Origin of the sequence: Natronococcus occultus SP4 (assembly GCF_000328685.1) — an archaeon.
In the GTDB taxonomy this organism is placed as follows: domain Archaea; phylum Halobacteriota; class Halobacteria; order Halobacteriales; family Natrialbaceae; genus Natronococcus; species Natronococcus occultus.
In genome coordinates, this window is the sequence record NC_019974.1 from 2,267,950 (window position 1) to 2,288,718 (window position 20,769).

Here is a 20,769-nt window from a genome sequence, read left to right on the forward strand (position 1 = left end):
GACGACAGCGAGCATGAGTACCCGGGTCGCCCTCGACACGAGCGCGTTGATGATGCCGGTCGAACTCGACGTCCGGCTGTTCGACGAGCTCGAGCGGCTGCTCGGCGCCGCCGAGCTGATCGTTCCCCAGCCCGTCATCGAGGAGCTCCGACGACTGTCGGAGAAAGGCGGCACCGAGGGAACTGCGGCGTCGGTCGGGTACGACCTGGCGACCGAACGCTGTCTCGTCGTCGACACGGAGGAATCGTACGCCGACGACGCCTTGGTCGAACTCGCCCGCGAGGGCAGCGTCGACTACGTCGTCACGAACGATCGCCCGCTGCGGGACCGGGTGCTCGAAGCGAGCATACCGGTACTTGCATTACGCGGGAGAAACAAGCTGGCAATCACTCAACCATAGATGTACAAACGGGTCAGACTAACGGATACGATCGAAGTACCGCCGAAAGCGCTCGGTGACGTCTCGCCGAAGCTGGTCAAACAACTGCTGCAGGACAAACTCGAGGGACGGATGGACGAGGAGGTCGGCAGCGTCGTCTCGATCACGGAGGTCCACGACATCGGCGAGGGTGCCGTCCTCCCGAACAAGCCCGGCGTCTACTACGAGGCCGAGTTCGACGCCGTCACCTTCGATCCGGACATGCAGGAGGTCGTCGACGGCACGATCGTCGAGGTCGTCGAGTTCGGCGCCTTCGTCGGAATCGGCCCCGTCGACGGGCTGCTCCACGTCTCCCAGATCAGCGACGAGTACCTCGCGTTCGACGGCGAGAACCAGCAGCTCGCCTCCAACGAGTCCAACCGAACGCTGGGCGTCGACGACGCCGTCCGGGCTCGTATCGTCACCAAGAGCATCGACGAACGCAACCCGCGCGACTCGAAGATCGGTCTCACCGCGAAACAGCCCGGGCTCGGCAAGCACGGCTGGCTCGAGGAGGACCACGAGAAGCGCGAAGCGACCACGGGTGAGTAACAATGGCATCCGATCGACTCGTCTGTCGCGAGTGCCACCGGGTCAACGACCCCGACAGCGACACCTGCGACTCCTGTAACTCATCGTCGCTGACCGAGGACTGGGCTGGCTACGTCGTCATCGCCCACCCCGAGGACAGCGAGATCGCCACGGAGATGCAGGTCACCGAACCAGGTGCGTACGCGCTGAAGGTCCGGTAACGTGACTCGCGACGACAGCGACCCCGACCGCGCGGACGAGCAGCTTCTGGTTTTGCCCGACGAGCTACGCCACGAGCTCAAGGAGCCGATGGGCCCGATCGAGACCGACGCCGACGTTCTCCTCGAGGACGTCTCGGGGCCGCTGATCGCCGTCGGCGACGTCGTCACCTACCACATCGTCCGCGCCGGCCGGGACCCCGACGTCGCGCTCGTCGACGAACGGACCAAACGCCAGCTCGTCGAGGCGGAGATCCGCGAGACCGTCACCGAGCGAGTCAACGTCGAGGCCCGGAACCCGCCCGCCGAACTCACCAGCGACGTCCTCGAGACGCTCCGAGAGAGCCTTGAGCGCGAGGAGCCGACGACGGTGCTTGTCGACGGCGAGGAGGACCTGGTCGTACTCCCGGCGATCATGGTCGCGCCCGACGGCGCCAGCGTCGTCTACGGCCAGCCTGACGAGGGGATGGTCCACGTCGTCGTCGACGACGAGGTACGCCGGGAGGTCCGTGCCCTGCTCGAGCGCTTCGAGGGCGATCAGGAACGGTTCTGGGAGCTGCTCGAGGAGTAGACGGAAGTCGGAGACCGATTCTCGGGAACGCCAGTTCGTCGCTGGACGCTGCGTATAAATGGTGGTACGTCTTCTCTACAGGCAGCCCCTCAAAAAACGTTCAGGCAGTCGAGGGCTCGGCGAGTTCGCGGAGTCGCTCGAGGTTGGTAATCGCCGATTCTTGGTACTCAGCGATCCGTTCGAGCGCGTCCTGCATGCGTGGGTCCTCGAGGTGTTCGTTCATTCCCCGCGTAATGTTGAGTCGACATCCTTGTCGCCAGTCCTCGATGTCGGGTTCCGCCTGCCACGCGACGAGGGTCCGTTGGATGACGAGGGTTTGGCGGACGAGCTTCTCCGCGTCGCCGAACCCGGGGTTGGGCGGGCACAACCGGTTTTTCTCCGCGTCGTCGTCGCGGTTCGCCTCGACGTAGGCGGTGATAGCAGCGCTAAACGGAATGACTCCGGGAGCGTGAATATACTGAAGGGTGATCCGGTCGGGGGCGAAGATCGGCCGAGTCGGGGGAGTATCGACACCGTGGGCGGTGCAGTCGACGTGCACATGCTGTGGGTTGGTGGGCACGGTCCCATCGTCGAGTACGATGCGGTCGGCCTCGAGACGCTGGACGTATCCTTTGCGGATGACGTTGCGAATCTGGCGCAGGTCGTCGCGTTCGTCCTGGCTGAGGATCGCCCCGCGATAGGTTTCGGGTTCGATCTCGGGATCGAGCGGGATCAGCACCTCGTTGGCTTCCAGCCGGCGGAACAGGTCGGGGACGTCCTCGGCCTCCGCGGCAGCTTTCGTCCACAGCGACCACATCTCCATGAATAACGGCACGCGCTCCAGGGGTTGGTATTTGCGCCGGGGGGTGGTCCAGGGGTCGCGTGGTCGAATCCACCGGATCTCCGCCGGTGGAACGCCCTGGTTGAGCAGCCAGCCGCAGGTGTCCATGGACGTCTTCCCCGCCCCGATGACAGTGAATCCGTCGGCTGGATCGGTGAGGTCGACGAGTTCGTTGGGGGTGACCAGCCGCACGTCCGGGTCGATGTCGAACGGTGGTGTGTGGGTCGCGGGGATGGACGATTCCACGTAGGTGGCGTCCACGACCCGGCGCCGGACCTCGACCTCGGTCGTCTCGCCGGTCAGCCGCGACTCGAACCGATGGCGACCACCACTGGAACCGATGTAGTTGGACATGCCGAAAAAGCGGACCTGCCCCGAGCCGAGCAGCTCTTCGTCGAGTACGCGGCGGTAGTAGTCGCAGATCTCCACACCGGTCGCCCGCTCGTAGAAGCCGGCGTTGGGGCCGTCCTCGTCGACCTCGTCGTTGCCGAGCCGCCGCGAGTCGACCCCATAAATCGCAGACGGCTGGTGGAGCCGCACGAACGGGTAGGCGTCGTTCCAGTGGCCACCCGGATTCGCCCGTCGGTCCACCATCACGACATCGGCGTCGGACTCCTCGATCAGCGTGTCCGTAAACGCCATCCCCGACGCCCCCGCACCCACCACCAGATAATCCGCCTCAGGCGCTTCCATGTCGAACCACCCCGGTCGTCAGACGCTCAGCGCGATTGCTCCCGAAAGAACCACCCTTGACCTGCTTCTCTCCGGCTTCGAACTGATCACTGGCGTCTGTCATCTGATGGACCAATCTGCGAGACGAAGTCACAAAGAGCTACTCTGTGATGGATCTGCAGGGGTTGAGCAATCTGCAGACGGTGACGGACGCGGCGCGAGTAAAAGAGTTTACTATACATAACGCGAGTTTCACTTCCTCCTTTGAATGAAGAAATCGTGCTGCCAACTACTACTGATGCTGAACCCCAATGCTTATTTCTAAATATAGGTATAAGAGATCCAATGGTTCTGGACCGGTGGTATCCGGAACGTGCTCCGACGTGGGCGGACGTGTTCGTCGTAGGTCTGGCGCTGGTAGTGCCGTCGCGGCACCTGATCAGGACAGACCCCATCCTCTGGAGATGGGTGGCTATCGGGTTTCTACTCGGACTCGGTTCCCTTGGGCCGCTGGCTAACTCGGCGATCGGTCTGCAGGCAGGAAGCTGGTTCCGGAAGATCGGTGGCGCCGGACGGATCGCGACGACTGCGTTGGCCGCACTCGTTGTGGCAGTTACGATGTATCAGTTCGATATTTTGACTGCGGTCGTGGCCAGCTTCGGGGTCGGAGTGATCGCATCCGTGCTCGTATACGCCACAATGTATGTAGCCAGAGCCGGTGAAATAGACGGCTGGTACTGAGGGTTGCTCCCAGTTCGTTCGGAGACGACGTGACGAATTGACCAGTTCGAACTACGCCATAGTTTTAATCGGACCACAGATTCGACCATCCTCCCTGACCGACGACAGGGAGTTTCCACACCCACCCCAACCGATTCGTTCGTTCGTATCCGCTCACTCACTCATCCACTGGCAGAGGTTGCTCTGCCAAGCCATTCGTTCGTGTTATCTGCTCACGGGCACGGAGTGCCCGTTCGCACGGTACGCGGGCCCGTCGGTCTCGCGTACTCGCGACGACCTCGCACGGCATCGGACTATCGCTCGCGGTAGTCCAGCGTGCGCCACCGCAGGCCGGTGGGGCTCGAGGATGCGTTTCCTCTGCCGGACCTCGAGTCGAAGAACGACTTCTGTTCGATTACTGTCGAATCGAGCCACCTCGAGCCCGCCAGCGCCAGCCGTAGTACAGCGTCGCTGCGGCGAAGCCGATCGCTCCGACGGTGTAGGTCGTCGCCGGGGTCAGGGCCGCGGCGGTCCCGGTGAGGACGGCCAATCCGCCCGAAAGCAGCAGCTGGAACTCGAGCGTGCGATGGCGGTCGACGAGGACGCCGGCGGCGACTGCCCCACAGGCGTAGAGCCCGATCAGGCCGGGAACGAGTCCGGCAACGCCGCGATTACCGAACCCCGCGTACAGTAGAACGACCTGGACGAGCAGGAGCGGACCGAGGACGAGGACGGCGAGTAGCTGCCGCTCGCGTTCCAGCATCCGCTCGTCGACCGCGTTCCCGGTCTGCATACTGCGATCTAGTGTCGACTGTCTACTAATTCTTTCCACCGGAAACGAGATGACGGGCTCGAACGTCGTCCTCGCCCGCGATCGATACTCGGGACCTTCTTACCGTCCGAGTGAGACGTACAGAATATGTATGATTTCGTCGTCGTGGGCGTCGGCCCCGCCGGCGCGCGTTTCGCGCGTCGAGCCGCCGAGCGCGGCCACGACGTCCTCGCCCTGGAGCAGGGGACGGTCGGCACGCCGCTTGCCTGCTCGGGCCACGTCAGTACGGACATCTGGAGCGTAGCGGGCGAGGACGCCCGCGAGGAGCTGCTCCAGAACGAGATCTACGGCGCGCGCTTTCACGTCGGCGGTCCCCGCAGCGACGCCTACCCCTTCTACAAGGAGGAGGTCGCCTCGAACGTCATCGACCGCGTCGGGCTGGATCGTCACCTTGCCGACCTCGCTCGCGAGGCCGGCGCCGACGTCCGGGAACACCATTCGGTCACGAGCGTCACCGAACACCACGACCGCGTCGAGGTCGTGGCGAGCGGACCCGACGGGCCCGTCACCCACGAGGCGAAGATGGTCGCGGGCTGTGACGGCCCGCGCTCGCGGGTCCGCCAGGAGCTCGGACTGCCCGAACCTGACGAGCTGCTCCACGGAGTGCTGGCGTTTTCCGAGGAGGACGATCACGAGGACTTCGTCGACGTCCACCTCACCCCGCCGACGTTTTTCGCTTGGCGGATCCCCCGTGGCGAGGCCGGCGTCGAGTACGGTCTCGCGGCTCCGCCGGGCGTCGAGGTGACCAAACACTTCGAGGAGCTGATCGACGGCTACGAGATCGACGTTTCCCACCGGTGTTCGGGGGCGATTCCGATCGGCCCTGCGGATCGAGTGACGAGCCGTCGGGGCTTTCTGATCGGTGACGCCGCAGCCCAGACCAAACCGTTCACCGGCGGCGGGATCCTCTACGGGACGACGGCCGCGGACCACGCGGCCCGCGAGATTGACCCCGATCGGCCGACATCCGTCGCGGCCTACGAGCGCGCCTGGCGCGAGGACCTGGAACGCGACCAGCGGCTGGGGCACTGGATCCGTCGGGCCTACTCGCTGCCCGAGCCGATCCAGCGGATCGGGCTGGGCGCGCTGTCGGGCGAGATCGGCGTCCACATGGATCGTCCGACGTCGCTGGTCTCGCCGACCCACCTGAAGGCGATGCTGTCGCGGCTTCGGCCGTGACTCCCGTGCGGCCGTACTCGGGTTCGGACGTGCCACCCCGGAACCGCAGGCGACGAATCGAAGCCCCTCGTCTCGAAACCGCCGACAGATGACCGAACGGCTGGCGGCCATCGCCGCGTTCGTGGCGAGCGTCCTCGAGCGGCTGGGGATCATCGACGCCGAGCGACTGCGCCCGACGGTCGAGCTGGCCTGGCCCCGGATCGTCACCGGGGTTGCGATCATGTCCAAACAGACGGCTGACCTCGCGATGGTCGGGATCGCCGTCGGCACCACCGGGACCGCGGGACTGGCCTTTGCGCTTGCCTACTGGGAGATCGTCGCGATGCTCGGACTCGGCCTGGCGGGCGGGACCGTCAGCCTCGTCTCCCAGAACTACGGCGGGGCAGAGAACGAACGGGCGTCGCTGGTCGTCACCCAGAGCGTGATACTCGCCGTCGTTCTCTCGATGCCGCTTGCGGCCGCGTTCCTGCTCGTCCCCGACACACTGATCGGCCTGTTCGACGGCGACGCGGAGTCGCTGGCTCACGGCCGCACCTACCTCGTCTACGTCGCGCCCGCCGTGCTCTTCGAGATCCTCAACCTGATCGCCAGTCGCACCTACACCGGTGTCGGCGACACCTTCACCGAGATGATGGCCCGCGCGGGCGGCGCGGTGCTGAACGTCGTGCTCAGCGCCCTCTTCATCTTCGGCCTCGAGATGGGCGTCGCGGGCGCCGCGCTCGGGACGACCCTCTCGACGGGGTTCGTCACGGCCGTCCTCGGGTGGGGGATGGTCGGACGCTCCTACGGTGCGCTCGGGATGGAGCCAAGCCCCGTCCCGATCACCCGCGAGGGGCCGTGGCTCGAAGCGGGCGTGATCCGCGAGCTCGTCGAGATCTCGGCCCCGGAGATCGGCCGCCGGCTCGCTCAGGGAATCGTCGTCTTCCCGCTGCTGTGGATCGCGGCTTCCTTCGGCCCGGTCGTCGTCACCGCCCTGGAGGTCGGTCGCCGCGTCCGCAGCCTGATCAACAGCGTCAACTGGGGGATGGGACTCGCCTCGAGCTCGCTGGTCGGCCAACATCTCGGCGCGAACGAGGTGGAGGAAGCCGGCGCCTACGGCGAGGGGATCGTCCGCCTCTCGACGGTCTGTTACGTCGGGATCGCCGCCGTCGTCCTCGCGTTCGCCGAGCCGATCGCGGGGCTGTTCGTGAGCGAGCCAGCCGAGGTCTCCCTGGCCGCGACGTTCGTCGCGGTCGGCGCCGTCAGCGCAATCGGGCTCGGCGTCGACGGCGCCGCGGCGGGCGCGTTGCTCGGCGCCGGCGACACCCGGCTGCCGCTCGTGGCCTCCCTGATCGGGCGGTACCTCTTTGCGTTACCCGCGGCGGCACTCGGGCTCGTCACCCCGCTCGGCGTCGGGGGACTCTATCTCGCCTTCCTGCTCGAAACGTACGTTCCGGGCGGAATCAACTACTGGCTGTTCCGGCGCGGGCGCTGGAAGGCCGTGAGCCGACGGTATCGGCCCGACGCCGAAGCGGAGTAAAAACGAGACCCGCTACGCGAAGTCCTCGTAGGTCGGACGTTCGCGGTCGCCGGGGAACTCCTCGACGGCGGTCTGGAGCTGGTCGCCCGACTCCATATCTTTGATCGTCACCTCGTCGTTCGCCAGGTCCTGCTCGCCGACGATGACGACCGTCTCGGCGTTGATCGAGTCCGCATAGTCGAGCTGGGCGCCGAAGGAGCGACCGGCGACGTCGGTCTCGACGACGTGGCCCCGGTCGCGCAGCTCGCGGGTGATCCGGGCGGCCTCGGCGCGGGTGTCGCCGACCTGGAGCACGTAGTAGTCGGTGGTCACTTCCTCCTCGGGCCAGACGCCCGCGCGCTGACACAGCAGCGCCAGCGTCGCGTGGCCGGGCGCGACCCCGACCGCGGGGGTCGGTTGGCCGCCGAAGCTCTCGATGAGGTCGTCGTAGCGCCCGCCGCCGAAGATCGACCGGGAGACCTCGCCCGTCGAGTCGAAACACTCGAAGACGACGCCGGTGTAGTAGTCGAGCCCCCGGGCCGTCTCCAGCGAGATCGTACAGTACTCGCGGGCACCGAAGTCCTCGGCCGCCCCGAGGACGTGCTGCAAGTTTTCGACGGCCGCCGTCACGCGCTCGGTGTCGGCGAACGACTCGACGTCCTCGAGGTCGCCGCTCGCGATCAGCTCGTCGAACTCGGCGGCCTGGTCGTAGGAGAGGCCGGCCTCGACCAGCAGGTCGTGGTACTCCGCGGTGGAGATTTTACCGGACTTGTCGACCGCCCGGATCGCCTCGGTCGTGTCGACGTCGGTCTCGTAGCTCTCGAGCACACCACCGAGAATGTCGCGGTGGGAGATCCGGAACTCGAAGTGGTCGCCGGTGAGCCCGAGATCGGTCAGGGCGTCGGCGGCCCACGCGAGGATCTCGGCGTCGGCCTCGGGCTCCGAGGAGCCGAAGATGTCGACGTTGGTCTGGTAGAACTCGCGCTGGCGGCCCTGCTGAACCTGCTCGTAGCGCCAGAACGGGCGCGTCGAGAACCACTTGATCGGTTTCGAGAGCTCCTGCTGTTTCGCGACGACCATCCGCGCGACCGTCGGCGTCAGCTCGGGGGTCAGCGTGACGTGGCGCCCGCCCTGGTCCTCGAAGGCGTACAGCTCCTCGACGATCTCGTCGCCGCTCTTGTCGGTCCACATCTCCGCGCGCTCGAGTGCGGGGGTGCCGATCTCGCGGAAGCCGTACCTGTGAGCGGCGTCCTCGATCGTGTCGATGGTCGCCCGCCTGGCGGCCATCTCGCCGGGGTAGAAGTCACGAAACCCCTTGATGCCGTCGTACATACCCCACCGTTCGGCGACGGCGACCTTCTAACCTTTCGTTTGGCCGGCGATCCCGCAAATTCGGACCGTCGGCCGCGACGAGCGCGGCTCGCCCGCCGAGAGGGCGGAGGAATTTATACGGCGTCGACGAAGGCGCCGTATGCCTCCGCGCATCGATCGGACCGCTCCCGAGACGTTCGGCGACGGTGAGTGGCGGGAGCTGGGCCTGGCCGTCGGCTTCTGCGAGCTCGCCGGTGTCGTCCCCGGTCTGTTGACCGCCAAGGACGTAGACGAGTGGTACCCGACCCTCGAGAAACCGCCGCGAACGCCGCCGGGCTGGGTGTTTCCGCCCGTCTGGACCGTCCTGTTCGCGACGATGGGGGTCGCGTGGCACCTGATCCGTCGGGACCGAACCGCGAGCCCGAGGCGAAAACGGCGGGCAGAGCGCACGTTCCTCCTGCAGCTCGCGTTGAACGCGCTCTGGTCGCTCGTGTTCTTCGGTCGGCGGTCGACCCTCGGTGGGCTCGTCGTCATCGCGTTGCTCGGACCGGCGATCGCCGTGACGATCGCGGCGTTCGCTCGCATCGATCGCCGGGCGGCGCTGTTGCTGGTGCCGTACCTGTGCTGGGTCGCGTTCGCGACGACGCTGAACTACGGACTCTGGAAACGCAACCGCGGTCGATAGGATACTACCGGACGTTCGTCACGTACGTCTGCTCGTGGTCGGGGAACAGCTCTTCGATGGCTTCGGGGCCGTCTTCCTGGGCGATGATCGCCCGCAGCTCCGCCTCGTAGTCCGCGCGGTCGATCGCCTCGCTCGGGCCGACGGTCACCTCGAGGTGGTCCTCGACGAGTCGGTCGACTGCCGTCCGACCGAACCCCGACAGCGGCGCGATGTAGTCGACGTCGTGGCGGTCCTCGAGGCTCTGGGCCTGGGCCCGCGAGACGGTCGGCACGCGGTCGTCCCGGCGGGTCCCGTCGGCGATCGCGTCGAACCGTCCCTCGGCGAGGCGCTCGAGGGCCTGCTGGTGGACGTGTTGAATCCCGTTGCGAGGGAAGCCGTCCTCGCGGATCCGATCGACGGCCTCGCGAGCTACCTCGGAGCCGAGTTCGAGTCGCTCGAAGTCGAATCCAGCGTTTTCCGCGCTCTCGCGGGCGTGTTTCCAGTCGTCGCTGACGCCGAAACAGGCAGTTACGAGCGTGACGTCGTAAAACTCCTCGAGGACGAGTGCCGCGAGCGTCGAATCCTTGCCCCCGCTGTAGAGCAGTCCGAGCTCCATCAGCGGCGCTTGATGTCGAAGCTCTTCGAGTCGGGTTTGAGCTCCTGGAGGAGCTGTTTCATCTTCTCGTCGTCGATCTTCCCCTGGATGCGCCCGCTGCGAGCCAGCGCGATCACCTGCTGTTCGACCTGTTCGCCGAACTGTTCCTTGCTCATCTTGACCGTGTTGAGCCGCTTCCGGGCGTCGTCGGTCAGGTGCTGGCGAAGCAGTGCCTTCTTCTGGGCTTCGGCCTGCTGCTGGGCGGCCTCCCGGCCGGCCTGGTCGGCCTCGCCGCCTTCGGCACGCTCCTGAAGCTGTTCCATCTTCTTTTGTCGGAGCTCCTCGAGTTTCTCCTCGTCGGGTGAGCCGCTCATAGTGGGACGTTGCTCGCCTGCGCAGAAAATGATTACGGACGATCACGGCAAGAGGCGCCGCTGATCGGGCGAGCGGTACGAAAGCGATTCGACGAAAACTCCCTTACGCGTAGCGCTCGAGCTCCGGACGGTCGAGCTCCTCGAGGACGTTGCCGGCGGTGTCGTCGAGCAGGCTTCGGCCGTCGGCGGTGATGCGCCGTCCCTCGCCCTCGGCGGTCTCGACGAGCCCTTCCTCCTCGAGCTGCTGGAGGATGGTGCGGATCACGTTCTTCGAGCCATCGGTGCGACGGTCGGGCGCGACGCGGTAGCGGTTCGTGCCGCCTTTCGCACCGCCGTACTCCGTCGAGAGTCGTTCGACGCCGACGGGGCCGCGGTCGGCGACCTTCCGCAGGAGGCTCGCGGCGCGGGTCGCCCAGAAGTCCTCCTGCTCGGGAGGTAGTTCGCGGTCGACGCCAGTTTTGGCGAACTGGCTCCAGTCGGGTTCGTCGAGTCGGTCCTCGAGGTCCTCGGCGAGCGCCTCGATGAGGTCGTCCGCCGGAACGTCGTACATCGTAGCCATTGGCGTTGGGTTCCCTGCCGCGGCATTTAAGGCCATCGTCTTTCCCCGAGCTCGACCCCGAGCGCCGTCCTCGCGGTCCGGACCGTTTTTCGTTCTGGCCCCGAAACGCTGGGTATGGACGAACGCGCCGCACTGGCGCTGTTGGAGGGGGAACTCGACCCGGTCGGGGACGACGCGGCCGTCGTCGACGACCTTGTCGTGACGACGGATATGCTCCACGAGCGGACGGACTTTCCGTCGGGAACGAGCCGCTACACGGCCGGCTGGCGGTCCGTCGGCGCCTCGCTGTCGGACATCGCCGCGATGGGAGCCACGGCGACGGCCGCGGTCGCCGCCTACGCGGCCCCCGAGTTCCTCGCGGACGAGCTGCTCGCGTTCGTTCGGGGCGCGCGAGACGTCTGCGAACGCGTCGACGGCGAGTACGTCGGCGGCGACCTCGACGGCCACGAGGAGTTTACCGTCGCGACGACCGCGATCGGGCGGACCGACGATCCGGTTCCGCGCAGCGGCGCCCGGCCCGGCGACGCGGTCTGTGTCACCGGCACGCTCGGACGGAGCGCGGCCGCTCTCGAGCTGTTTCGACGGGGCGAGCGCGAGGACGACGCCGACGCCCGCGAACGGGCGAACGAGCTGTTCCGGTTCGAGCCCCGGATCGCGGCTGGTCGGGCGCTCGCACCGCACGCGACGGCGATGATGGACTCCAGCGACGGCCTCGCGCGGTCGCTCCACCAGCTCGCCGAGGCCAGCGACTGTGGCTTCGCGATCGACGCAGCGGACGTGCCGATCGACGACGCCGTGCGATCGCTCTCGGAGAGCGAGGCGGAGGCGCTCGAGCGCGCGACGACGTTCGGCGAGGACTTCGAGCTCGTCGCGACGGTACCCGAGACGTCTCTCGAGGCGGTTCGCGAGGCCGTCGACGTCCCGCTCTCCCGGATCGGAACCGTCGTCGAGCCGGCGGACGGGATCACCCTGGACGGCGAGGCGCTCGCGGACCGGGGGTACACCCACGGCGAGGCCTGATCACTGGACGATCGCGATCGGAACCGGCATGAAACACAGCGCGCCGAGGACGAACGTGACGACTCCGAGCAGGAATCGCCCGGCGCCGAGCCGTTCGTCCTGCATCGGGCGGGCCGGGCCGACCGATGCGAGCACCGCGGTGAAGATCCCCCAGAACACCCAGATGAACACCGAGTTGCCGCTGTGGCCGCTCACGTAGTAGAGGTACGCCGCGAGCCCGAACAGCGCGCCCGGCACGAGCGCCGCGATCGTCTCCTGGAGCTGTCCCGCCATCGCCCGGAGAATGTGGCCGCCGTCGAGCTGGCCGACCGGGATCAGATTGAGGAAAGTGACGAACATCCCGACCCAGCCGCCGATGACGACGGGGTTGACGGCCATCGCCGGATCGTCCCGGTAGAGGGGCTGGTCGAAGGCGGCCGCGAGCCCCTCGAGCAACAGCGGGTAGCCGAGCTCGATCTGGATCGCGTTCGGATCCGCGACGACGTCCTCGGGAGCGGTGACGGGCGGCAGATGGAGCCCGACGATCGTGATGACGACCGTTGCGACCAGGCCCGCCAGCGGGCCGGCGACGCCGATGTCGAACAACGCCTTCCGGTCGGGCATCCGCCCTTTCATCTTGATCACGGCGCCCATCGTCCCGATCAGCGTCGGCACCGGAATGAAGTAGGGCAGGGAGGCGTCGACTCCGTGGTAGCGGCTCAGCACGTAGTGGCCCATCTCGTGGACCCCGAGGACGCCCAGGATCGCGACCATGAACGGCCAGGCCTCGACCATCGCCAGCGGATCGGCGAACGGATCGATGTGGTACCACATCGACCCGGCGAACAGCGTCGAGACGACCGTCGCGAGCAACAGGAGGACGTTCGTCCAGGGGATACCGTCGATCCCGATCGACCGGGGTTCGGCGACGAGGACGTACTCGCCGTGGCGCCGCGTCAGCTCGACGTCGTACCCGTCCTCGCGAAATACCGGCCATAGCTCCCGCATCAGCGGTTCGGGAGCGATCAGCGGATCGCCGTAGTAGACGAGCTGGCCGTCCTCCCGTCGGGTTTCGTAGACCGCAAACACCGACTCGATGCGCTCAAGCGGCGGCCCGTCGTCGAGGGAAACGGTCCGGCGGCCCGCGGTCCCGTCGCCGGACGGATCGACGTCGTCCATCGTACGGAGGCAGCGGCTGCTCGTATAAATCGGCTTCCTTCCCAAAAGTGAGTGACCCCGCGTCCCGAGACAGTCGGCGGCACGCGGGCGCAGTCGCAATCGTGTGATCAGGGGGTACCGCGCCGAACGACCCCAGTCGCGTCGGCGCGGGAGGTGTCAGTTCCGTCGAGAGCCGACAGCTCAGACGGCTTCCACGCGCCAGGTCGTCGCGCTCGTGTACGACCACTTCTCGACCTCAAGGTCGCTCGCGGAGTCGGAGAGTTTGACCATCAACGCGCCGATCTCCTTCGGGGACATGTCGACGTCGTCCGCGATGAACTTCCCCTTGAAGTATAGTTCCCCGTCTTCAGCCTGTTCGCGCAGGTAGTTCTTGAGCCGCCGTTCTTTGCTTTCCGTGGAGGGTTGGGCTGTCGTGCTCATCGACGATACCCTCTTGCAGCGAATACATGTTATAAAGGAAGGTTGATTAGCGAGAATTCAATTGCGTTCAGATCAGCGTGAAATAATATGTGCCTTGCCGGCTTTATTGAGACTATTCACGAGCGATTAAGAATCGTCTAGACGTTTTATTGGCTTCTCTAACGTATTATTTCCATACAATCTACAAGGAATAGAATAATTATAATATTAAGTGATTGCTTCAGTTTTGCCTGCGATGGCAGGCCGTTTCCCCCTCCCCCATTTCGGCGTCGTGCTCGGTTCGATCAGGCCTGCTCGTGGACCCAGAACTCGTCCTCGACGGTCACTTCCTTCTTGAACAGGGGAACCTCGTCCTTGAGACGGTTGATCCCGTCCTCGACCGTTCGGAACGCTTCCTCGCGGTGGCCCGCGAGGACGACGACGAAGACGATGTCCTCGCCGTCCGCGACGACACCAGTCCGGTGGTAGAGTTCGACGTCGAACACGCCCTCTCTGTCCTTGAGGTCGCTCTCCAGGGCAGCCATTCGCTGTTCGGCGACTCCCTCGTATTTCTCGAACTCGAGGTACTCGGTACGGGTGTCGTCGGGCTCGTCCTTCGCCCGCACCCGGCCGGTAAAGGTCGCGATCGCACCCGCGCGGTCGGCCCGCGGCGAGCGTTTGACCCGCGCGACGAGCGACTCGAGGGTCTCGTAGGGTTCCTCGTCCTCGAGAGCCTCGACGAGGGCTTGCTCCTCGAGATCGCCGGGACCGGAGACGGTCGCGAGGACGTTCCCGGCGTCGTCGGGCGAGTCGCCGACGACGAGCGTCGGATACCGGAGACGGGGGACGCCGACGACGACGGCGTACTCGCAGTCGGTTGCGAGCGATTCCAGGGCGCCGGCGACCGACAGTCCGGTTCCCGAGGCGGTCCAGTCGCCGTCGGCGCCGAGTCCGTACGTGACGTCGCCGCCGATCGTCAGCGACTCCTGGGTGCCGTCGGCGATCGTCGCGTCGTACCGGACGACGCCGACACGTCCCTCCCGAGAGAGCCGATCGACGACGCGGTCGACGACGCGGTCGAGCCGTTCGTCGCTCGCCCCGCGGTTCAGACAGCCGAGTACGTACATGGCGGAGGATTGGTCCGGTTCCGGTTTGTAGCTGTCGCCGTCGCGGGTGCGGTCTTTGTAGCCGGGACGCGAACGAACGGACATGACCATCCGAATCGGATTCACCGGCGACGTCATGCTCGGCCGGGTCGTCGATGACCGCCAGCAGCGCCGTCCCGTCGACGCGGTGTGGGGGAACGTCCTCGATCGGTTACGGGAGCTCGACGGCCTGGTGATCAATCTCGAATGCGTCCTCTCGAAACGCGGGACGAAATGGCGACGCACGCGCCGACCGTTTCATTTCCGTGCGGATCCCGACTGGGCCGTCCCGGCCCTCGAGCGCGCGGGCGTCGACTGCTGTACGCTGGCGAACAACCACGTACTCGACTACGAGGAGACCGCACTGTGCGATACCCTCGATCGTCTCGACGAGGCGCGGATCGCCCGGACAGGTGCGGGTGAAACGATCGAGGACGCCCTCGAGCCCGCGGTCGTCTCGACGGACGGGCTCGAGGTCGCGGTCGTCTCGTTGACCGACAACACCCCCGAGTACGCGGCCGAGGAGGACTCTCCCGGAACCGCCTGGATCGAGATCGACCACGAGGACGCGGCGACGAGACGGCGCGTCCGCGAGGCGCTTGAGGACGCCCGCAGGGTGGAGCCGGACCTGCTTGTCGCCTCGCTACACTGGGGGCCGAACATGGTCACGGAGCCGCCCGCGTCGTTCCGCGAGTTCGGTCGCTGGCTGATCGAGGCGGGCGTCGACGTCGTCCACGGCCACAGCGCCCACGTCTTCCAGGGGATCGAACTCCACGAGGGTCGTCCGATCCTCTACGACACGGGCGACTTCGTCGACGACTACGCGGTCGATCCGGAGCTTCGCAACGATCGGAGCTTCCTGTTCGTACTGGAGCTGGGTGACGACGGGGAGCTGCTCGAGCTTCGCCTCTACCCGACCGAAATCGAGGACTGTGCGGTCCACGAGGCGAGCCCCGAGGCCGCCGACTGGTCCCGCGATCGGATGCGGGAGCTGTCGGACCCGTTCGGAACCGCGTTCGAACGGGACGAGGCTGCGCTGGTCCTGTCGCTCGGGGACTGACCGACGTCATCGGTGCGCTCGAGTCCGCCTCACGGGAGTCCGTCACGGCCGCCGCGGAGTTGGCAATCCTTAAGATAGCGACTCCGTTACACCGGGTTAGGATGAAAGTGGTCGTTTCTATCGGCGGGAGTGTACTCGTCCCCGAGCCCGGGGCCGATCGGGTTGCCGAGCACGCCGCGGTTATCGATGACCTGGTCGGGGACGGCTGCCGGGTCGGGACCGTCGTCGGGGGTGGCGGCGTCGCCCGCGAGTACATCGGCGCCGCCCGCGAACTGGGAGCCAACGAGATCGAACTCGACAAGCTGGGGATCGACGTCACCCGGCTCAACGCGCGCTTGCTCATCGCCGCGCTCGGCGAGGACGCCGTCACCGCGCCGGCCGAGGACTACGAGGAGGCCGGCGAGGCGCTGCGACGGGGCGACGTCTCGGTGATGGGCGGGGTCGCCCCGGCCCAGACGACCGACGCCGTCGGCGCCGCCTTCGCGGAGTACGTCGACGCCGACCTGCTCGTCTACGCGACCAGCGTCCCCGGGGTCTACAGCGACGACCCCAACGAGGTCGACGACGCGACGAAGTACGACTCCCTCTCGGCGACGGAGCTGGTCGACGTCATCGCCGGCCTGGAGATGAACGCCGGCTCCTCGGCGCCCGTCGACCTGCTTGCGGCCAAGATCATCGAGCGCTCCGGGATGCGGACGATCGTCCTCGACGGCACCGACCCCGACCGGATCTCGCGGGCGGTCCGTCACGGCGACCACGAGGGAACCGACGTCGTCCCCGACGGCGTCGGCGAGGAACCGACCTACTGGGCGAACGGGGAACGATGAGCGCCGACGAGAACGACGCGAACGACGGGGACGAACCGGACACCGAGAGCCCCTACACCCTCCAGCGCGAGGACGACGCGCGTCACGTCTTCTGGGCCGACGCGGTCGCCGACCGGGTCGAAAGGAGAGATCCCGACGAACCGATCGTGATCAAGGGCGGCATCTCGCCGTCGGGCGTTCCTCACCTGGGCAACGTCAACGAGGTGATGCGGGGGTACTACGTCGCCGAGGTGCTCCGTGAGCGCGGCCACGAGGTCAGCCAGGTGTTTACCGCCGACGACCGTGACCCCCTCCGCAAGCTCCCTCGGACCCTCTGTGATCTCGACGGAGACCTCGTCGATCTGGGCGAGGTCGACGCGGGCGCGCTCGGCCGGAACCTCGGCTCGCCCTACACCGACATTCCGGACCCGTTCGGCTGCTGTGACTCCTACGGCGCGCACTTCTCGCAGATCATCCAGGACAGCGCCGACGCCGTCGACGTTCCGATCGAGATGGTCTCGACGACCGAGCTCTACACCGACGGCGAGTTCGACGACGTGACACAACACGTCCTCGCCAACCAGGATCGGGCCCGCGAGGTACTCTCGCAGTACCAGGACAAGGTCGACGAGGAGTACGTCCCGTTCAACCCGATCTGTGAGGAGTGTGGCAAGATCACCGAGACCGTCACCGACGTCGACTTAGCAACCGACCCTGCGACCGTCGACTACCGCTGTACCGACATGGACGCCGGCGACCGCACCATTGAGGGCTGTGGCCACGAGGGAACCGCCACCATCCGCGAGGGGAAGATGCCTTGGCGCTTCGAGTGGCCCGGCCAGTGGCAGGCCTTAGGCGTCGACTTCGAACCCTTCGGCAAGGACCACGCCGAGGGCTCCTGGCCAAGCGGCCAGGACGTCGCGCGCAACGTCCTCGAGACCGAGCCACCGGTGCCGATGGTCTACGAGTGGTTCACCCTCGACGGCGACCCCTTCTCCTCTTCCGAGGGCAACGTCATCCTCGTCTCGGACGTCCTCGAGCTGCTCGAACCCGAGGTGCTGCGGTACTTCTTCGCGAAGGACCCCTCGAAGGCGCGGGACTTCAGCGTCGAACGGCTCGACCAGCTCGTCGACGAGTTCGATCGCTTCGAGGCGACCTACTTCGGCGAGGTCGACGCCAGCGAGGACGAACGGGCCTTCGCGGAGCGGGTCTACCCCCTCGTCGTGGAGGAGCCCCGCGAGGACCGGATTCGGCTCCCCTACACGTTCGCCGCCGTGCTGGGGATGTTCGACGACCCCGAGCTGCGCGAGGAGGTCGCCCGCAAGGAAGGCCACATCCCCGAGGACGCCCCCGAGCGGGCCGTCGAGGACGCCCTGGCACGCGTCGAGCGGGCGCGCAACTGGGCGCGCCGAACCGGCAACGAGTTCGACTACGAGCTCAAGCGCAGCGCGATCCCCGACCACGAGTTCGACGCGACGACCGAGGACGCCCTCGACGAGCTCGCCGACTTCGTCGCGGCGGGCCACGAGCCCGACGAGATTCAGGGCGAGATCTACGAGACCGCAAAGCGCCACGACGTCGAGATCGGCGACTTCTTCGGGGCCGGCTACCGGCTCTTTTTCGACGAGGAGCAGGGGCCGAAGCTGGGCCCGTTCCTCGGCAAGCTCGACCGGGAGTTCGTCGTCGCGCGACTCCGGCGGGAGCGCTAACGGGTTCTCCACCGTCGCCCGACGAGCTCCGGGCAACACAAACCATTTGAGAACCCCTCCCCCAACTACGATAGATGCAATACGGCTCTCCCGCTTTCGTCTCGGTGCCGGAACTTTTCGGTTCGACGACGCTGACGTGGGTGCTGATCGGCCTTCTCGCCTACTGGTTCCTGATCCTCTCGCTTCGTAACGCCGGACTGCTGCCGAGCTACGTCGGAACACAGGGGCCGATCACGACGTTTCACACCACGCGTGGCCGAGCGTTTCTCGACTGGCTTTCCGGCCCGAAGCGGTTCTGGCGAGCGTGGGCTAACGCGGGGATCGGCATCGCGGTCGTCGTCATGGTCGCGATGTTCGGCTTTCTGCTGTTCGCGGCGATCGCCGCGCTGTCGGCGCCCCAGCCGACGTCCTCGGTCCAACAGCCACGGAACGTCCTGATCATCCCCGGTGTCAACGACTTTCTCCCGCTCTCCGCGACGCCGGGGATCGTCTTCGGGCTGCTCGTCGGGCTGGTCGTTCACGAGGGGGGCCACGGCCTGCTCTGTCGCGTCGAAGACATCGACATCGAGTCGATGGGTGTCGCGATGCTCGCGATCCTCCCGATCGGGGCCTTCGTCCAGCCCGACCAGGAGAGTAGCCAGGACGCCGATCGCGGAGCCCAGACGCGGATGTTCGCCGCCGGCGTCACCAACAACTTCGCGATCACGATCGTCGCGTTCGCCCTGCTTTTCGGTCCGATCGTCGGCTCGATCGCCGTCGCCCCCGGCGCCGCAGTCGGCGGGGTCGCCCCCGGTTCGCCCGCCGCCGACGCCGGCCTCGAGCCCAACGACCGCATTACCGCCCTTGAAGGAGAGGAGATCGAGGACAACGCCCACTTCCTCGAACTGCTCGAGGACGTCGACGGCGAGAGCGTCACCCTCGAGCGCAACGACGAGGAGACGGTGACCGTCCAGCGGTCGCTGGTCGTGACCGCAGCCGTCGACGGAAACCCGGCCGGCCTCGACACTGGGGAGTCGGTCTTTGCGGTCGACGGCGATCCGGTCGCGACCGAGGACGAACTGCTCGAGGCTGCCGGCGACGACGAGGTCGTCACGCTGACCGTCGGCGAGGATGGCGACACTGACGAACGCGAGGTCCCGATCGGCGCGGCCGTCGCGATCGCCGAGGACGGTCCGCTGGCCGACGCCGGCGCCCCCGCGGGAGACCGGATGGTTATCACCGAACTCGACGGCGAACGCACCCACTCGGCGTCGGTGCTCCAGGATCGACTCGGCGACACCGATCCCGGCGACGAGGTCACGGTTGCGGGCTACCTCGACGGCGAGCGCGTCGAGTACGAGATCACCCTCGGCGACCGAAGTCAGGTCACCGGTGGCGGAACGGCCGGCTACCAGCCGATCGAGGGGGTCTCGGGTGTCACCACCGAGGCACTCGGCGTCCAGCACTACCCCGCGGAGGCGTACCTCACCGTCCTCGGTGGCGACGGCGACACCGAAGTTAGCCCGCTCGTCGACTCGTTCCTCGGGAAGATCGGCTTCGCGCTGTTCTTGCCGCTGGCGGGCTTTCTCGACGTCCTGCCGTTTAACTTCGCGGGCTTCGTTGGCGGGATCGAGAACTTCTATCAGGTCGAGGGATCGCTCTCCGTGTTCGGCGACTGGGCAGTGTTTACGGCGGCCAACTTGCTGTTCTGGACCGGGTGGATCAACGTTCAGCTGGGCTTTTTTAACTGCATCCCGGCGTTCCCGCTCGACGGCGGCCACATCCTTCGGACCAGCACGGAGGCCGTCGTCTCGCGGCTGCCGATCGACGCCACTCGGGGGATGGTCCGAATGGTAACGACGACGGTCGGGCTGGCGATGCTCGCCAGCTTCCTGCTGATGCTGTTCGGACCGCAGCTACTGAACTGAACGGCCCCTCAGAACCGACGACGGCGGCTACTCCTCTTCGTCGATCCCGTGGCGCTCGTAGAACTCCTCGGGGGTGTCCTCGATGCGTTCGAAGTCGGTATCGAAGTAGTGTTCGTGATGCCGGACGACCTGCTCGACGATCCAGGCGCTGAACGTCTCGTCGAACCGCCACTCGTCGTCGGGTTCGGGAATCTCGAACCGTTCGTCCGTCGCAAACGCCGCGTAGACGTGGAAGAATCCGAGGATGACGTCGGCGAAATCCCGGGCGTTCTCGGTGCTCGACTCCCGGCGGTCGGTAAGTTCCGCGTGGCCGTCCTCGGTCAGCTCGAAGTACTTCCGGTCGGGTTCGTCCTCGCGTTCGATCCGTTCGGCCCACCCCTTCTCCTCGAACTTGTAGAGGATGGGGTACACCGAGCCGTAGGACGGTTCCCAGTGGCCGCCACTGATATCGCGGATCTCCTTGAGAATCTCGTAGCCGTAGCGGGGTTTCTCCTCGAGCAGTTCGAGGACGAGATACGCGATCACTCCCTTCGGCGGGCCACTCTTCCGCATGTGATCCGAGATTTTAACGGACGTACGTAAAGGGTTTCGGTCACCCCATTC

23 protein-coding genes are annotated in these 20,769 nt (G+C 66.5%); 13 read left to right on the forward strand and 10 right to left on the reverse strand.

Annotated features, from left to right (window positions below; all coding sequences use genetic code 11):
• Positions 1-13: 13 nt before the first annotated feature.
• Genes NATOC_RS11270 through NATOC_RS11285 form a run of 4 tightly spaced genes read left to right on the forward strand, consistent with a single transcriptional unit; the run spans position 14 to position 1,738 of the window.
• Positions 14-400, forward strand: coding sequence for a PIN domain-containing protein (locus NATOC_RS11270; RefSeq protein ID WP_015321575.1), 387 nt, complete (start codon positions 14-16; stop codon positions 398-400).
• The gene (locus NATOC_RS11275; protein ID WP_015321576.1) at positions 401-970 is read left to right on the forward strand and encodes a DNA-directed RNA polymerase; all 570 of its coding nucleotides are present in this window, start codon (positions 401-403) and stop codon (positions 968-970) included. It begins immediately after the preceding gene.
• Positions 971-972: 2 nt separating this feature from the next.
• Entirely contained in the window at positions 973-1,170 is a 198-nt protein-coding gene (gene spt4 / locus NATOC_RS11280; protein WP_008420521.1) for a transcription elongation factor subunit Spt4, read from the forward strand.
• Position 1,171: 1 nt separating this feature from the next.
• Positions 1,172-1,738: a GTP-dependent dephospho-CoA kinase family protein gene (locus NATOC_RS11285; protein ID WP_015321577.1), complete on the forward strand. Its 567-nt coding sequence runs from the start codon at positions 1,172-1,174 to the stop codon at positions 1,736-1,738.
• Between the two features lie 100 nt (positions 1,739-1,838).
• Here the strand turns inward: NATOC_RS11285 and NATOC_RS11290 are convergent, their stop codons facing one another.
• Positions 1,839-3,251 carry an NAD(P)-binding protein gene (locus NATOC_RS11290; protein ID WP_015321578.1) on the reverse strand — a complete coding sequence of 471 codons (1,413 nt, stop codon included), beginning with the start codon at positions 3,249-3,251 and terminating at the stop codon, positions 1,839-1,841.
• 324 nt (positions 3,252-3,575) lie between these two features.
• Between NATOC_RS11290 and NATOC_RS11295 the strand changes: the two genes are divergently transcribed.
• Positions 3,576-3,971, forward strand: coding sequence for a hypothetical protein (locus NATOC_RS11295; protein WP_015321579.1), 396 nt, complete (start codon positions 3,576-3,578; stop codon positions 3,969-3,971).
• Between the two features lie 394 nt (positions 3,972-4,365).
• Here the strand turns inward: NATOC_RS11295 and NATOC_RS11300 are convergent, their stop codons facing one another.
• The gene (locus tag NATOC_RS11300; RefSeq protein WP_015321580.1) at positions 4,366-4,743 is read right to left on the reverse strand and encodes a hypothetical protein; all 378 of its coding nucleotides are present in this window, start codon (positions 4,741-4,743) and stop codon (positions 4,366-4,368) included.
• 126 nt (positions 4,744-4,869) lie between these two features.
• Here NATOC_RS11300 and NATOC_RS11305 point away from each other — a divergent pair, with 126 nt between their 5' ends.
• Both NATOC_RS11305 and NATOC_RS11310 read left to right on the forward strand, forming a co-directional pair.
• Positions 4,870-5,961, forward strand: a complete 1,092-nt coding sequence (locus NATOC_RS11305) for a geranylgeranyl reductase family protein (RefSeq protein WP_015321581.1) — start codon at positions 4,870-4,872, stop codon at positions 5,959-5,961.
• 88 nt (positions 5,962-6,049) lie between these two features.
• Complete coding sequence (locus tag NATOC_RS11310) at positions 6,050-7,480, forward strand: MATE family efflux transporter (protein ID WP_015321582.1); 1,431 nt, start codon at positions 6,050-6,052, stop codon at positions 7,478-7,480.
• Between the two features lie 12 nt (positions 7,481-7,492).
• On the opposite strand, the gene hisS is transcribed toward NATOC_RS11310, so the two are convergent.
• Positions 7,493-8,791 carry a histidine--tRNA ligase gene (gene hisS, locus NATOC_RS11315; protein ID WP_015321583.1) on the reverse strand — a complete coding sequence of 433 codons (1,299 nt, stop codon included), beginning with the start codon at positions 8,789-8,791 and terminating at the stop codon, positions 7,493-7,495.
• A gap of 139 nt (positions 8,792-8,930) precedes the next feature.
• Between hisS and NATOC_RS11320 the strand changes: the two genes are divergently transcribed.
• Positions 8,931-9,455, forward strand: coding sequence for a TspO/MBR family protein (locus NATOC_RS11320; protein WP_015321584.1), 525 nt, complete (start codon positions 8,931-8,933; stop codon positions 9,453-9,455).
• Positions 9,456-9,459: 4 nt separating this feature from the next.
• Here NATOC_RS11320 and NATOC_RS11325 read toward each other — a convergent pair whose 3' ends face one another.
• From NATOC_RS11325 to NATOC_RS11335, 3 genes are all read right to left on the reverse strand, one after another.
• Complete coding sequence (locus NATOC_RS11325) at positions 9,460-10,050, reverse strand: alpha hydrolase (RefSeq protein ID WP_015321585.1); 591 nt, start codon at positions 10,048-10,050, stop codon at positions 9,460-9,462.
• Complete coding sequence (locus tag NATOC_RS11330; RefSeq protein WP_015321586.1) at positions 10,050-10,403, reverse strand: DNA-binding protein; 354 nt, start codon at positions 10,401-10,403, stop codon at positions 10,050-10,052. The genes NATOC_RS11325 and NATOC_RS11330 overlap by 1 nt, the downstream gene beginning before the upstream one ends.
• A 103-nt stretch (positions 10,404-10,506) precedes the next feature.
• Positions 10,507-10,962 carry a 30S ribosomal protein S19e gene (locus NATOC_RS11335; RefSeq protein ID WP_015321587.1) on the reverse strand — a complete coding sequence of 152 codons (456 nt, stop codon included), beginning with the start codon at positions 10,960-10,962 and terminating at the stop codon, positions 10,507-10,509.
• 114 nt (positions 10,963-11,076) lie between these two features.
• Here NATOC_RS11335 and thiL point away from each other — a divergent pair, with 114 nt between their 5' ends.
• Positions 11,077-11,982 carry a thiamine-phosphate kinase gene (gene thiL / locus NATOC_RS11340; RefSeq protein WP_015321588.1) on the forward strand — a complete coding sequence of 302 codons (906 nt, stop codon included), beginning with the start codon at positions 11,077-11,079 and terminating at the stop codon, positions 11,980-11,982.
• Here the strand turns inward: thiL and NATOC_RS11345 are convergent, their stop codons facing one another.
• The 3 genes from NATOC_RS11345 to NATOC_RS11355 all read right to left on the reverse strand — a co-directional run bounded on the left by NATOC_RS11345 (position 11,983) and on the right by NATOC_RS11355 (position 14,666).
• Positions 11,983-13,140 (reverse strand): site-2 protease family protein, encoded by a 1,158-nt coding sequence (locus NATOC_RS11345; protein WP_015321589.1) that lies wholly within the window; start codon positions 13,138-13,140, stop codon positions 11,983-11,985. It abuts the gene before it with no gap.
• Between the two features lie 180 nt (positions 13,141-13,320).
• Positions 13,321-13,560, reverse strand: a complete 240-nt coding sequence (locus NATOC_RS11350) for a DUF7123 family protein (protein ID WP_015321590.1) — start codon at positions 13,558-13,560, stop codon at positions 13,321-13,323.
• A 284-nt stretch (positions 13,561-13,844) separates the two neighbouring features.
• Complete coding sequence (locus NATOC_RS11355) at positions 13,845-14,666, reverse strand: molybdopterin synthase (protein ID WP_015321591.1); 822 nt, start codon at positions 14,664-14,666, stop codon at positions 13,845-13,847.
• An 82-nt stretch (positions 14,667-14,748) separates the two neighbouring features.
• On the opposite strand from NATOC_RS11355, the gene NATOC_RS11360 reads away from it, so the two are divergent.
• The 4 genes from NATOC_RS11360 (at position 14,749) to NATOC_RS11375 (ending at position 20,166) form a co-directional block, all read left to right on the forward strand.
• Positions 14,749-15,744, forward strand: coding sequence for a CapA family protein (locus NATOC_RS11360; protein WP_015321592.1), 996 nt, complete (start codon positions 14,749-14,751; stop codon positions 15,742-15,744).
• 101 nt (positions 15,745-15,845) lie between these two features.
• Positions 15,846-16,571 carry a UMP kinase gene (gene pyrH / locus NATOC_RS11365; RefSeq protein ID WP_015321593.1) on the forward strand — a complete coding sequence of 242 codons (726 nt, stop codon included), beginning with the start codon at positions 15,846-15,848 and terminating at the stop codon, positions 16,569-16,571.
• Positions 16,568-18,259, forward strand: a complete 1,692-nt coding sequence (gene lysS, locus NATOC_RS11370) for a lysine--tRNA ligase (protein WP_015321594.1) — start codon at positions 16,568-16,570, stop codon at positions 18,257-18,259. The genes pyrH and lysS overlap by 4 nt, the downstream gene beginning before the upstream one ends.
• A gap of 74 nt (positions 18,260-18,333) precedes the next feature.
• Positions 18,334-20,166, forward strand: coding sequence for a site-2 protease family protein (locus NATOC_RS11375; protein ID WP_015321595.1), 1,833 nt, complete (start codon positions 18,334-18,336; stop codon positions 20,164-20,166).
• Positions 20,167-20,193: 27 nt separating this feature from the next.
• Here the strand turns inward: NATOC_RS11375 and NATOC_RS11380 are convergent, their stop codons facing one another.
• On the reverse strand, positions 20,194-20,718 hold the full coding sequence (locus tag NATOC_RS11380; RefSeq protein ID WP_015321596.1) for a PadR family transcriptional regulator: 525 nt from the start codon (positions 20,716-20,718) through the stop codon (positions 20,194-20,196).
• Positions 20,719-20,769 lie beyond the last annotated feature (51 nt).